Genomic DNA, 13,562 nt, shown 5'->3' with positions numbered 1-13,562 from the left:
GGCACCATCTTGTCGGAGAGGAGATCGATATGGCTAAGGAATTCGCGCTGATCGGTTGCGGCAATATGGGAACCGCGATCGCCAAGGGCATCGTCGCCGCGGGGCTCATAGCACCCGCCGACATCGTTGTGTCCGACGTGAACGAGGCCTCGCAGCAGCGGCTCGTCACCGAGCTTGGATGCGAGGGCACCTGCGACAACGTCGAGGCGGTGCGCGACGCGCGCATCGTGCTCATCGCAATCAAGCCGCAGTATCTGGACGATGCGGTACGCGGTTTTGCGGATGCCGTCGCTCCGGATGCCCTCGTGGTGTCGATCGCCGCGGGCGTGACGCTCGAGCGCCTGGAGGGGCTGCTCGGCGCGACGCGCAAGATCGTGCGCGTGATGCCCAATCTGCCGGCGATGGTGCTCGCCGGCATGAGCTCGCTCACGCCCAACGCGAACGTGGCGGTTGAGGAGATCGCGCACGTCAAGGAATTGTTCGAGAGCTTCGGTCGCGCCGAGATCGTGCCCGAGCACCTGATCGATGCCGTGATCGCGGCCTCGGGCAGCTCTCCGGCGTATGTGTGCGTGCTCATCGAGGCGCTCGCCGACGCGGCGGTTGCCGAGGGCATGCCGCGCGTCCAGGCCTATACCTTCGCCGAGCAGGCTGTGCTCGGTACGGCAAAGTATCTGCTGGAAACCGGTACACATCCGGCGGTGCTCAAGGACATGGTGTCGTCGCCGGCGGGTACGACCATCGAGGCGGTCGCCGCGCTCGAGGCCGGTGGCCTGCGCTCCGCCGTGATCGACGCTGCGCGTGCCGCCGCGGCACGCAACCGTGCCATGTAGCGGATAGCTACGATTCGTCGCATCCCGAGCGCCCGGTCGGCCACATCGTGGCCGACCGGGCGTTTTTATGCGTTGTTCCCTGCGAGTTTTCCGCAGACGAGACGATCGGATTTCTCCTGCGGGCACTGCTGGCCGAACAGGGTGGGAGGGGTGCAGCGGCGATGTATGAATGGACGTTATGCTGCCAGTTCGGAGAAATCTCTATGCATAAAAAAGAGCCGAATCGGATTCGATGAATGGCCTGGATGCTCTAGGGCGCGATTTTTCGGTGCCCCTCGCCGGTACGGGCGACACCTCCAAATAAAAGCCCAGTTCGTTCCTGCGGCTTTGTCGAGGGGTGTCGCCCGTACCGGCGAGGGGCACCGAAAAATCGCGCCCTAGAGCTATGCATGGTTTTCGCGTTCCGAGTCGAGCGTGGGGCGATCGCCGATCGCTACTTGGCGATGCGATGGATGAACAGGCCGCTGCGCAGTTTGGGCTCGAACCAGGTGGATTTGGGCGGCATGAGCAGGCCCGCGTCCGCGACGGCGAGCAGCTGGTCGATAGCCGTCGCGTGCAGGGAGAATGCCACGCCTTCGCTGCCGGCGCGCCGCTCGAGCTCGTCGGTCCCGCGAATGCCGCCCACAAACGAGATGCGCGGGTCGGTGCGTACGTCGCCGATGCCCATGATCGGGGTGAGCACGCGATGCTGCAGGACCGACACGTCGAGGGCGGACACGGGGTCCGTCGAGGCGACCTCGGCCGCCAGCGCTTCGTCAAAGACGAGCCGCCACCAACGGCCGTCGGTGAACATGCCGATCACGCCGGTGGTCTCGGGTTCCACGGCGGCGTCGACCTCGAGGGCGGTAAAGCCCGCCTCGCGTATGCGTTCCAGCAGCTCATCGACGGAAAGCCCTGCGCGGTCCGCGACCACGCGGTTGTACGGCAGGATCGTGAGCTGGTTTGCGGGGAACAGCACGGACAGGAAGAAGTTGAACGGCTCCTTGCCGGTGAGCGTGCCCGCCTCGCGCGCCTGCTCGCGCATGGCCTGGGCGACCTTCACGGCAGACGCGGTCCGGTGATGCCCGTCGGCGATATAGGCGCACGGCACATGGCCGAACATGGCGTGGATCGCCTCGACGGCATCCTCGCGCACGACCTCCCATACGGTCTGCTCCACGCCTTCGTCGTCGGTGAAGCGGTAGATCGGCGAGGACTCCTTCGCCGCGTTGATGATGATGTCGAGCACCGGTTGGTCGCGATAGGTGAGGAAGATCGGACCGGTTTGGCAGCCGAGCGCGCGCATGTGCTCGATGCGGTCCCGTTCCTTGTCCTCGCGCGTGAGCTCGTGCCGCTTGATCGTGCCGTCCTCGTACTCGTCGATCGCGCAGACGCCGACCAGGCCGGTCTGCACGTGCGCGCCCATGCGCAGCTCGTAGATGTAGTAGGCGCGGTTCGAATCGGCGATGTAGGTCCCGTCGTCCATGCGCTCGCGCAGCAGTTCGGCGGCGCGCGCATAGACCTCCGGCGCATACATGTCCTGATCGGGCGCGAACTGGGTTTCCGGGCGGTCGATGTTCAAAAACGACAGCGGGCGCGTCCGCACGTATTCGGCTGCCTCCGCACGATCGAAGACGTCGTAGGGCAGCGCCGCGACCTCGGCGGCGTGCTCGGGAACGGGCCGGATACAGGGGAAGGGGAGGACGCGCATGTCGATGCCTTTCCTGACGGGGAACAAGGTGTTCCGTCATGATACCGCAGCGGGTGGGTGTATCCTGAAGTCCTTACACGTTGGAAATCTCGACGAATGCGAGCTGCTATGGGCTTTCTGGATACCGCGCTGACGATGGTGACGCTTGCCATCCCCATCCTGATCGGGTATGTCGCCCACAAGCTCGACTTCATGGGCGGCGAGTTCGATAGCGTGTTGTCCAAGCTGGTCATCAACATCACGCTGCCCTGCATGATCCTGGTGTCCGTGTGCGACCGCGAGCTACCGCCCGCCGAGGTGCTGCTCCAGTTGCTGGGGTTGTCCGCGATCGGTTACGTCATCGCGCTCGTGGCGGCCCTCGTCGTGCCGCGCCTCATGCGGGCGCCAGAAAGCGGCGCGTACAGCTTCGTCATCGCGTTCGGCAACGTCGGGTTCATCGGGTTTCCCGTGCTCGGGGCGGTGTTGGGCTCCGATGCGGTGCTCTATGCAGCCATCGCCAACATCCCGTGGTACATCCTGTCGAGCAGCGCCGGCGTCCTCATGATCTCGGGCATTCCCGAGGGCGGGGCGGCCAAGGCGGCGCGCGAGAGCGCCAAGCGCCTGCTGTCTCCCATGCTTGCCGCCAGCGTGGTCGTGCTCGCGATGGCGATCGCGGGCGTCAACGACCTCGGCGTGCTGGGCGACGGCCTGTCCAACTGCGGTGCGTTCACCACGCCGGCGGCCCTGCTCATCTGCGGTTCGTCACTGGCGAACTACTCGGCGCGCGAGATGGTGACCAACTGGCGCGCCTATCTCGCCTGCGCCATGCGCTTGATCGGCGTGCCGCTGCTGCTGTTCTGCGCGTTTCGCGGCATCGCGCCCACGCCGCTCGTGTTGGCGGTCATCGTGCTCGGCCAGGCCATGCCCGTCGCCACGAACGGCATCCTGTACTGCCTCATGTACGGCATGGACGCAAAGCCGGTGATGCAGGGCATGTTCCTGTCGGTGTTCGCCTCGATCGTCACGATTCCGCTCATGGCGCTGCTGGTGGCCTAGGGCGGATCGGCACTCGTCGTGCCCGTGCCGGGCTTTCCGGCTCCCGGCGGGCGCCGAAGCGTCTACCAGAGCGTGGCGCGCACGAGCCCGCGGAGCACGCGTTCGACGCGCGTCACATCGTCGCACGCCACGTACTCGTTGGGCTTATGGGCAAGCGCGAGCGAACCGGGGCCGTAGGACAGGCAGGTTCGGTTGGCGCACGTGCCGGCGATGACGGCGGTGTCGGTGTAGCCGGTGAAGAACCCCACGTGCGCCGCGGCGCCGGTTTCGGCGGCGACGACGTCGGCGAGGGTGGCGAGCAGCGGGGAGGACGGGTCGCGCTCGATGGCGGGCCGGTCGCCGGTGATCAGGTAGGATCCCCGGGTGCCCGGCACCGCGCGCTCGGCCGCCTTGATCGCGCGTTCGACGATGCCCTTCGCCGCCCGCGTGTCCGTCGGCGGCACGAGGCGCATGTCGATCCACACCGTGCAGGAGTCGGGCACCACGTAGGGTTGGTAGCCGCCGGTGATCTGCCCGAACGTGACGGTGGCCGGGCCGAGCTCATCGTGTGCGGGAAGCGCGGTGAACGCCCGCCGTATCTCCGAGATGGCCTCCGCCATCGCGGCGATCGCGTCGGCGCCCTGCCATGGTTGACTCGCGTGCGCCGTGGCCCCGGTCATCGTCAGCTCGAACCACGTGCGACCCTTGTGCGCGACTTGGATCTGGCCGTCGGTCGGTTCGCAGTCGAGCACCCATTCACGCGAGCCGACCCATCCCGCGTCGATGGCGGCCTCGACGCCGCGCATCCTGTCCTCCTCGTCGACGGTGCAGGTGAGCGAGAAGCCGCGGCGGGGGAGCGCGCCTCGCGCCTCCACGTCGTCGAGCAGGCAAAACAGTGCGGATATCGCGCAGGCGAGCCCGCTTTTCATATCGCAGGCGCCGCGGCCGTAGAGCTTGCCGGCGCGCACGGCGGCGCCGAGCGGGGGCGTGCCGTCCGCCCAACCGTCACCGAGCGTGACGGTGTCCATGTGGCAGATGAAGACTAAGCGCGGCTCGTCGCCCGTACCCGGTACCGTGACCATGAGGTTGCGCCGGTCGGGTAGCACCTCGAGCTCCTCCACGGCGATGCGACGGCCGAGCGCGTCGGGCATCGCGGCCACGCGCGCCTCGACGAGCTGCCGTATGAATCGCTCGATATCGTGCTCATAAGCACCCGGATCCGAGCTGTCTATGCGCACCAGCTGTCCGGTCAGTTCCCATGCGTCCACGGGATACCTCCTTGCCCTGAAAGGCGCCCGAGTCATGCGATCGGGCCTTGCCCCACATTGTAGGACAAGGCCCGATCGCGGTCGTATCGATAGATGTCGACGTGCCGGTTACTTGATCACGCGCACGCGGTAGACGGCGGGAATGCGCTTGAGCGCCTCGATCGTGGAGTCGTCGAGATGCTCGTCGGTGTCGAACATCGTGTAGGCGTTCTCGCCGGCGCTCTCGTTGACCATGCGCTGGACGTTGGCGTTGTCGTCGGCGAGGATGCGCGTGATCTGGCCGATCATGTTGGGCACGTTGGCGTGCAGGCAGGCGATGCGGGATGCCGCGCGCGCCTTGCCCATGGAGCACGCCGGATAGTTCACGGAGTGCGCGATGTTGCCGTTTTCCAGGTAGTCCTTGAGCTCGGAGATGGCCATGTCGGCGCAGTTGGCCTCCGCCTCGCCGGTGCCCGCGCCGGAGTGCGTGGTGATGAACGTGTTGGGCATGAGCACGGTCTTGGGCGTGGCGAAGTCGGTGGCGAACCAGGACAGGCGTCCGCTGTGCAGGGCGGTGTCGACCGCGTCCTCGTCCACGATGGTCTCGCGCGCGAAGTTCACGAGCACGGCGCCGGGTGCGAGCAGATCGAGCTGCTCGGTGGAGATCATGCCGACGGTGTCGGCCTTGGAGGGGACGTGCAGAGTGAGGTAGTCGCAGTTGCGGCAGAGGTCCTCGAGCGTGCCCACACGCTGGACCTCCTGGGACAGGGCCCACGCGTGCTCGACGGAGATGAACGGATCGTAGCCGTAGACGTCCATGCCCAGGTGGACGCAGGCGTTGGCGACCTTGGATCCCACGTTGCCGAGGCCGATCACGCCGACGCGCTTGCCTTTGAGCTCGTGCCCGACGAAGGCCTTCTTGGCCTTCTCGGCGTTCACGAGGATGTCGGGGTCGTCGGCATGGTCGCGCACCCATGCCATGGACTGCACGATGCCGCGGCTGGACATGATCATCATGGCGAGGACGATCTCCTTCACGGCGTTGGCGTTCGCGCCGGGGGAGTTGAACACGACGACGCCGCGCTTCGCGTACTCCTCGACCGGGATGTTGTTCACGCCGGCGCCGCAGCGCGCGATGGCGCGGATGGAGTCGGGGAGGTCGTAGCCGTGCAGATCGGTGGAACGCATGAGGATGGCGTCGGCGTCCGCCGTCTCCTCCACGAATTCGTAGCCGTCGCCGAACTCGACGTCGCCCTCTTTGGTGATGTCGTCGATGGTCTTGATATAGCGCATGGGATGAGCTCCTTCGTTCTTCAACGCGTTACGAGTGTGGCAAAGGGGCGCGTCCCCTTTGCGAGATCCGGCGCGACATGGCAAAGGGGGTGCACCGCCTTTGCCATGTGCGGCTTGGGGCCCGCGGATGCGGGCTAGCGCGATCGTGCCGACGGGGCGTGCTGCGCCTCGAACTCGTGCATGTAGTCGATGAGCGTCTCGACGGAATCCATGGTGACGGCGTTGTAGATGCTCGCGCGCATGCCGCCGACCAGACGGTGGCCGCCGATGCCCTCGATGCCGCGGGCGCGGGCGCCGGCGACGAAGGCGGCGTCGAGCTCGGGCGCCGGTGTGCGGAACGTGACGTTGGCGATCGAGCGGGAATCGGGGTGCGCGGTGCCACCGAACAGCTCGCTTTCGTCGAGCGCGCGGTAGAGCGCATCGGCCTTGGCGCGGTTGCGCCGCTCCATGGCGGCGAGTCCGCCGGTCTGCTCGATCCAGGCGAACACCTTGCCGCAGGTGTAGATGCCGAACGTGTTGGGCGTGTTGAGCATGGAACCCTTGGCGTCCTGCGTGCGGTAGTCGAGATAGGAGGGGCATATGTCGAGCGCCGGGTCCTCTAGCAGGTCGCGCCGGATGATCACGACGGTCACGCCCGCGGGGCCCGCGTTCTTTTGCGCGCCGGCGTAGATCAACCCGTAGCGCTCGACGTCGAGCGGGAAGGACAGAAAACAGCTCGAGACGTCCGCCACGAGCGGGATGTCGCCGGTATCGGGCAGCTCGTGGTACATCGTGCCGAAGATCGTGTTGTTCTGGCAGATGTGGACGTAGTCGAGCTGCTCCTCGCGGCAGCGCGCATCGACGGGTGCCAGGTCGGGGATGCGGTCGAAGCCGGTGCCCTCGCTGCTCGCCAGCAGGACGGCGTCGCCGTACTTGGCCGCTTCCTGCCAAGCCTTCTTGGAGAAGTGGCCGGACACGACGTAGCCGGCGCGTCCCGTGCGCATGAGGTTCAGCGGAATCGCGGCGAACTCGAGCGTGGCGCCGCCCTGCAGGAACAGCACCGCGTAGGTATCGGGTATGTTCAGCACCCGGCGCAGGCAGGCTTCGGTCTCGTCGAAGATCTGCTGGTAGGTGGCTGACCGATGGCTCATCTCCAAAACCGACATGCCGCAGCCGCGGTAGTCGGGCAGCTCTGCGGCGATCTTGGACAGGACGCTTGCGGGCAGCGCAGCGGGTCCGGCGGAGAAGTTATGCACGCGCGCCATGCGGGGTGAACCTCCAAAAGACGGGAATCGGTTCGAACTACTCTATCATAGTGGAGTGTGCCGTCGTGGTTCGTTAACGTATACGAAATGACGCCGATCCTATGCATCGCATGATGGGGGCGTGGATGGGGCGTGCAGATTCGCGCGCGGTGTCCCGTCGCGCTACAATAACGTTCAAGTTGAAGGTTAAGGTAAGGGGCGACGCATGGCGATATTCGTGACCTCGGATGCGCACGGGCACCTGCGGGCGCTCGACCGGGCGCTCGAACTCGCCGCCCCCGGTTCGGACGATACCGTCTACGTGCTGGGCGACATGGTCGATCGCGGGCCGGACCCCGTCGGTGTGCTCCGTCTGGTGCACGGCCTGCCCAACGCCCGCGTGCTGTTGGGCAACCACGAGGATATGCTGCTCACCGCCCTTGCCACCGGGGAGCAGCTGGACCTGCTGACCTGGGAGATGAACGGCGGGTCGTCGACTGCCGCGGGGCTCGATGCGCTTCCGCGCGAGGAGTACGTCGAGCTGGTCGAATGGATCGAGCAACTGCCGCTGTTCGACGTCGTCGAGGTGGGCGGCCGGAAGTATCTGCTGTGCCATGCGGGCATCGATGCGCTCGCCCTGCGCGGATATCTGGCGAGTGCCGGATACGGGCCGGACGAGGGCTACGCGCGCGTTCCGCTCGAGCTGTACCGCGATGCCATGGAGCAGCAGACCGCCGAGGACCTGCTGTGGACCCGTGGGGAATTCTGGGGCGAACCCACGGGGCTGGTCTCGCGCGATGGCTCCGGTCCGGTGGTCATCGCGGGCCATACGCCGTCGGTGCTGCTCTACCGCTATGCGAGTTTGCTGAGCCAACCGGTGCTCTACGCCGATGAGCGCGCCTGCGCGGTCGAGGTCGGGGCATGTTGGGATACCGGCGGTGTCGCCGACCGCGTGGATATCGACTGCTCCGCCGCGGCGGGTGCACCCGTGGGGCGCGTGGGCGTCATGCGCCTGGACGACCGCCGGATGTTCTACGGGACCATCGAAGACGGCGAATGACCGAGTGAGACGGGGCCGGATGTGATATCCGGCCCCGTCTCACATCGTCGCGAAGGGATCGCGGTCGCGGGCGATCTGCCGGCGGATCAGGGTGTACTGCCAGATCAGCAAGCCGAGCAGCAGCGTCATGACCACGAGATAGCTCACCACCGCGCCGGTGAGCCCGAACAGGTTGACGAGCGCCCACGGCAACACGATCGCCGCCGCGAACGAGATGAGGTAGAGGCGCATGACGTCGCCCTGCCGGCGCAACACGGTGACGATGGCGTAGAGGAAGTCGATCGCCGCCGTGACGCCGCCCGCCGCGACTATCAGATACGACAGCGGGCGGAACTGCTCGAAATCGAGGCCGTACATGAAGCTCATGAACGGGATGCCGACCGTGCCCATGAGGACGCCCACCGCCAGCGACAGCACGACGATGACGGCCATGACCGCCGCGACCACGAGGTCGAACCGCGCACGCTTGCGGGGGTTGGCCCAGATGCCCGCCAGGCGCACGAGCTGGGGCTTGTAGATGAAACCTATGGTCAGCAGGATGCCTTGGGCGGGGAAGTACAGCGCGTTGAAGTACAGCTGGTTCTCGTAGGGCAAGGTGCCCTCCATGGCGAACTTCGGCATGCTCTCGATGAGGTTGAACACGAACAGGGCGGCGAACAGCGGCGTGCCCTGTCGGAACAGCCGCATCACCTCGCGTGTGTCCATACGTCGGCTCTTGTCGGTCTCGAACAGCGTGAGCGGGATGCTCACGAGAACGAGCGACGCCACGGCGATGACACCCATGCCGATCGCGGCGACCTCGAGGCTGCGCGTGACGAACAGCAACGCGGCGAAGGCGACGATGACCGCGACGGAGCGCAGCGCCTGGCTGATGCCGGCTAGATAGAGTTTGTCTGCCTGTTGGAGCCTGCCCTCGTACACGTCGGCGATACCGTCGACGATCTTGTACACGAAGACGCCCAGGCAGATGGTCGTCATCGAGGCATCGTAGGAGCGTAGGCTGCAGTAGAGCACGCCCGCGACGAGCGCCAGGATGCCGGTCATCCAGCGGTGCGCCTGATAGGAGGAGAACGAGCTCGCCTCGTCGATATCGGATACCTGGTAGTTGCGCACGCCGAAGTTCGCCGCGATCATGAGCAGGGTGCCCACCACGAAGGCCATGGAGAACATGCCCGCGCCCTCGGCGCCGGCGAGCTGGGTGGCGATGACGGTCAGGACGGGGAAGGAGCATCCCCAGATCGCCGTGCCGAGCGTGTTCCAGAGATAGTCGCGCCCGGCGCTGCCCTCCTCGTAGCGCGCCTCCTGCTCGGAGAGCGAGCCGGCGTACACCGCCTGGAGCAGTCGGGTCCACCAACGATTGACCAGGCGGGCGACCGGGCCGGGCGTGCGCGCGGACGAGGGCGCGCGCCGAGCTGTGCCGACAGGAACGGAGCCCTCGGGGGCCTGACGGTACCGCGGCCTGCCCACGGCTCGCGCAGCGTCGCGTGCTTCCTTGCGAACGCGTATCTTGTCGAGCGGTGAGAGCGCCATGTGCCTCCTGGATGCTGCGGATCGAGTTGACCTATACGAGGGTAGCACGGCCGGGCCATTCGCCGAAGGAACAACGAAACATGCCGGTAATCCATGGGGTTCGCGGTGCTCTCGACGCCGTATCGCGGTATGCTCCCACAGGGGAGGAAAATAATTTTCCATTCCGATTTTCCTCGTTTCGATATCCGATAGGAGGGGTCCTATGGATCCGCTCGCGTTCGTGTTGGCGCTCGTTCCCATCCTGTGGCTGGTCGTCGTCTTGCTCGTATTCAGGTTTCCGGCCTGGAAGGCCGCCATCGGCTCGTTCGCCATCGCGTGCGTCCTGGCCCTGTTCGTGTGGCATCTGCCGGCGCGCGAGGTCGCCACGGCGAGCCTCGAGGGCTTCTGCATGGCGCTGTGGCCGATCGTGCTCGTCATCATCGCCGCGGTCTTCGCGTACAACCTGTGCGTGAGCACGGGCGCCATGGGTGTCATCAGCCGTATGATCTGCTCCATCTCGAGCGACCGACGGATCCTCGCGCTGCTGGTCGCCTGGTGTTTCGGCGGCTTCATGGAAGGCATGGCGGGCTTCGGGACCGCGGTCGCCATCCCTGCCGGCATGCTCGCAGGCTTGGGCTACCGCCCGCTGGCGGCAGTGCTCATGTGCCTGCTCGCCAACGGCGTGCCCACGCCCTTCGGTTCCATCGGCATCCCCACGGTGTCGCTGGCGGGCCTCGTGGGGCTCGATCCGGCGCGCCTTGCGTTCGTCGAGGTGCTTCAGCTCGCCCCGTTCTTCATGGCCGCGCCGTTTCTGATCGTGCTCGTCGCAGGGGTGGGCGATTCCCAAAACGTCCCGGTGCGCACGCGCCTGTCCGGCGTCGGCTTGGTCGCTCTGGTCTCCGGAGTATCGTTCGTCGTGCCCACGGCCGTCGTGGCGGCGTTCGTGGGTCCCGAGCTCTCCGTCGTGGTGGGCAGCATCTGCTCGCTCGCGCTGACGGCTCTCGTCAGCATGCGCGTCGAGCGCGCCGGCGGCCTCGATGCGCGCTTCCATCTGGCGACCGAGGCGGGCGAGCCCGTCGACCCGCGGGGCGCGCTGGTCGCCTGGTCGACGTTCATCTTGATCTTCATCCTGCTCATGGGCTCCTCGAAGCTCGTCCCGCCCGTCAACGCGTGGCTCGCGCGCTTCTCCTCGACGGTCACGCTGTATACGGGTGACGACCCCGGCTCGCTGTCGTTTGCCTGGGTGAACACGCCCGGTGTGTGGATCCTTATCGCGGCGCTCGTCGGCGGGCGTATCCAGGGCGCGGGCGCGGCGCAGATGGGTCGGGTGTTTGCCGCCACCGTGCGCCAGATGATGCCGACGGTCGTCACCATGCTCGCCGTGCTCGGATGCTCCAAGGTCATGGGCTACGCGGGCATGATCTCGTCCATCTCCTCGTTCTGCATCGCCGTGACCGGATCGCTCTATCCGCTCGTGGCGCCTTGGATCGGCATGGTCGGCGCCTTCGTCACGGGCTCCGGCACGAGTTCGGCGATGCTGTTCGGTCTTATCCAGAGTCAGGCGGCCGAGGCCCTCGGCGCCGATCCGTATTGGATGGTCGCCCTGAACGAGCTCGGCGTGGCGGCGGGCAAGATGCTGTCGCCCCAGACGCTCGCCATCGGTCTCGCTTCCGTGCGCGTGGTGGGCAAGGACGCCGAGCTGCTGCGCGCCGTGTTGCCCTACGTGCTCGGGTTCCTGCTCGCCATGTCGGCGATCGCCTTCGCATTCGCGTAACGGCGCGCCTGCGTGAGCGCGTCGGCGCGCAGGCCTTCTCCGTGGACATGTGGTCGAAAGACGCCGCCGTGCGCCCGCGCAAAGCACGGATCGCACGTCTTGTCAAGGTGCGCCGTGCACGCCTTGGTGAGGTCCTTTCACTGTTTTTTGCCCCGATTTTGGTATACGAGGTGCAGTCGAAGCGGCTATTATCAATGAGGTGCGTCGCCATTTCTCCATATTTGCGACGTACGTCCGGAATCTGCGGTATCAATCGGGGCGTGCCGCCGCGTGCTGCGCGCCAGCGTAGGAAAGGGTGCTGTCTATGATCGAGACTATCCTTCTGGAGTCGGGTATCGACTGCGATATCGACCGCGTGCACGTTGACTGGAGTCCCGCCAAGCTCATCGAGCACGCCATCTCCCACCACGAGGGTTACCTCACCTCGACCGGTTCGCTGTCCGTGAGCACGGGCGCCTTCACCGGCCGCTCTCCCGAGAACCGCTACATCGTCGATACCGGCGACGCCGAGAAGAACATCAACTGGAACAGCTCCACCAACAAGCCCATCGACGAGAAGACCTACAAGCGCGTCCGCAAGAACGTCACGCGCTATATGTCCCAGCGCCGTCACCTGTTCGTCATCCGCGGCTACGCGGGCGCCGACCGTCAGTACGCGCGCAAGGTCATGGTCGTGTGCGAGCGCGCCCATCAGGCCCTGTTCATCCAGAACATGCTCGTGCGCCCCACGGCCGACGAGCTCGAGGTCTTCGGCCGCCCCGACATCCTGGTCTTCGCCGCGCCGTCCTACGTGTGCTCGCGCGACCGTGACGGTGTCGAGCCCGCCGCCGTCATCCTCGACATGAACAAGAAGAAGATCGTCGTCGCCGGCACCGGCTATTGCGGCGAGATCAAGAAGGCCGTCTTCACGATGATGAACTACCTGCTTCCCATCGAGGACGGCGTGCTGCCCATGCACTGCTCCGCCAACGTCGATCCCGCCACCGGCAAGACCTGCATCCTGTTCGGCCTGTCCGGCACCGGCAAGACCACGCTGTCCGCCGACCCCGACCGCCTGCTGATCGGCGACGACGAGCACGGCTGGAGCCCGCGCGGCGTCTTCAACATCGAGGGCGGCTGCTACGCCAAGACCATCGACCTCACGCGTGAGCGCGAGCCGGACATCTTCGACGCCATCCGCTTCGGCAGCGTGTCCGAGAACGTCAAGCTCGACCGCCGCACCCGCGCCGCCATCTACTCCGACAGCTCCATCACCGAGAACGGCCGCGCCGCCTATCCGCTCGAGCACATCGAGCGCGTGGTCGAGTCCGGCACCGGCGAGATCCCGAGCGTCGTGCTGTTCCTGACCGCCGACGCCTACGGTGTGCTGCCCCCGATCTCCAAGCTCTCCCGCGAGCAGGCGATGTTCCACTTCCTCACCGGCTACACCGCCAAGGTCGCCGGCACCGAGCTGGGCGTCAAGGAGCCGCAGCCCACGTTCTCCGCGCTGTTCGGCGAGCCGTTCATGCCGCTCGACCACATGACCTACGCCTACCTGCTGGGAGAGAAGATCGCGCAGAACAACACGCGCGTCTATCTGGTCAACACCGGCTGGACCGGCGGTCCCTACGGCGTGGGTCACCGCATCGCGCTGTTCCACACCCGCGCGCTCGTCAAGGCCGCCCAGACCGGTGAGCTCGACGTGGCCGGCTATCGTCACGACGACGTGTTCGACGTCGACGTGCCGCTGGCGTGCCCCGGCGTCCCGACCGACCTGCTCACCCCGCGCTCCACGTGGGCCGATGGCGAGGAGTACGATCGCTGCGCCGCCGACCTGGCACAGAAGTTCCGCGACAACTTCAACAAGCGCTATCCGGGCGTGCAGTTGGAGGACCTCGCCAAGGCTCGCCGTTAGGTTGAGCGACCGCCCTATCCGATGGTAG

At 66.4% G+C, this 13,562-nt stretch carries 10 protein-coding genes; 5 read left to right on the top strand and 5 right to left on the bottom strand.

What is annotated here, in order from left to right; genetic code table 11:
* The first annotated feature begins 29 nt into the window (after positions 1–29).
* Complete coding sequence (proC, locus tag I6E04_RS06915; RefSeq protein ID WP_235422464.1) at positions 30–830, top strand: pyrroline-5-carboxylate reductase; 801 nt, start codon at positions 30–32, stop codon at positions 828–830.
* 433 nt (positions 831–1,263) lie between these two features.
* Here the strand turns inward: proC and I6E04_RS06910 are convergent, their stop codons facing one another.
* Positions 1,264–2,520 carry a DUF1015 domain-containing protein gene (locus I6E04_RS06910; RefSeq protein WP_235422463.1) on the bottom strand — a complete coding sequence of 419 codons (1,257 nt, stop codon included), beginning with the start codon at positions 2,518–2,520 and terminating at the stop codon, positions 1,264–1,266.
* Between the two features lie 108 nt (positions 2,521–2,628).
* On the opposite strand from I6E04_RS06910, the gene I6E04_RS06905 reads away from it, so the two are divergent.
* A complete protein-coding gene (locus tag I6E04_RS06905) occupies positions 2,629–3,555 on the top strand; it encodes an AEC family transporter (RefSeq protein WP_235422462.1) in 927 nt (308 codons plus the stop codon).
* A gap of 62 nt (positions 3,556–3,617) precedes the next feature.
* Here I6E04_RS06905 and I6E04_RS06900 read toward each other — a convergent pair whose 3' ends face one another.
* The 3 genes from I6E04_RS06900 to serC all read right to left on the bottom strand — a co-directional run bounded on the left by I6E04_RS06900 (position 3,618) and on the right by serC (position 7,318).
* A complete protein-coding gene (locus tag I6E04_RS06900; protein ID WP_235422461.1) occupies positions 3,618–4,802 on the bottom strand; it encodes a M20 family metallopeptidase in 1,185 nt (394 codons plus the stop codon).
* A gap of 108 nt (positions 4,803–4,910) precedes the next feature.
* The gene (locus I6E04_RS06895; RefSeq protein WP_235422460.1) at positions 4,911–6,074 is read right to left on the bottom strand and encodes a phosphoglycerate dehydrogenase; all 1,164 of its coding nucleotides are present in this window, start codon (positions 6,072–6,074) and stop codon (positions 4,911–4,913) included.
* A 134-nt stretch (positions 6,075–6,208) separates the two neighbouring features.
* Positions 6,209–7,318 (bottom strand): 3-phosphoserine/phosphohydroxythreonine transaminase, encoded by a 1,110-nt coding sequence (gene serC, locus I6E04_RS06890; RefSeq protein WP_235422459.1) that lies wholly within the window; start codon positions 7,316–7,318, stop codon positions 6,209–6,211.
* A gap of 205 nt (positions 7,319–7,523) precedes the next feature.
* On the opposite strand from serC, the gene I6E04_RS06885 reads away from it, so the two are divergent.
* Positions 7,524–8,357 (top strand): metallophosphoesterase family protein, encoded by an 834-nt coding sequence (locus I6E04_RS06885; protein WP_235422458.1) that lies wholly within the window; start codon positions 7,524–7,526, stop codon positions 8,355–8,357.
* 39 nt (positions 8,358–8,396) lie between these two features.
* Here I6E04_RS06885 and I6E04_RS06880 read toward each other — a convergent pair whose 3' ends face one another.
* Positions 8,397–9,887: a lipopolysaccharide biosynthesis protein gene (locus I6E04_RS06880; protein ID WP_235422457.1), complete on the bottom strand. Its 1,491-nt coding sequence runs from the start codon at positions 9,885–9,887 to the stop codon at positions 8,397–8,399.
* A gap of 202 nt (positions 9,888–10,089) precedes the next feature.
* Here I6E04_RS06880 and I6E04_RS06875 point away from each other — a divergent pair, with 202 nt between their 5' ends.
* Together I6E04_RS06875 and pckA are read left to right on the top strand one after the other, a co-directional pair.
* Complete coding sequence (locus tag I6E04_RS06875; protein ID WP_235422456.1) at positions 10,090–11,640, top strand: L-lactate permease; 1,551 nt, start codon at positions 10,090–10,092, stop codon at positions 11,638–11,640.
* Between the two features lie 304 nt (positions 11,641–11,944).
* Positions 11,945–13,534: a phosphoenolpyruvate carboxykinase (ATP) gene (gene pckA, locus I6E04_RS06870; RefSeq protein WP_235422455.1), complete on the top strand. Its 1,590-nt coding sequence runs from the start codon at positions 11,945–11,947 to the stop codon at positions 13,532–13,534.
* The last annotated feature ends 28 nt before the right edge of the window (positions 13,535–13,562 follow it).

It is taken from the genome of Collinsella tanakaei (assembly GCF_021531055.1).
Classification (GTDB): Bacteria; Actinomycetota; Coriobacteriia; order Coriobacteriales; family Coriobacteriaceae; genus Collinsella; species Collinsella tanakaei_B.
The sequence above is the reverse complement of the archived record's forward strand: the minus strand, read 5'-3'. Positions and strand labels throughout refer to the sequence as shown.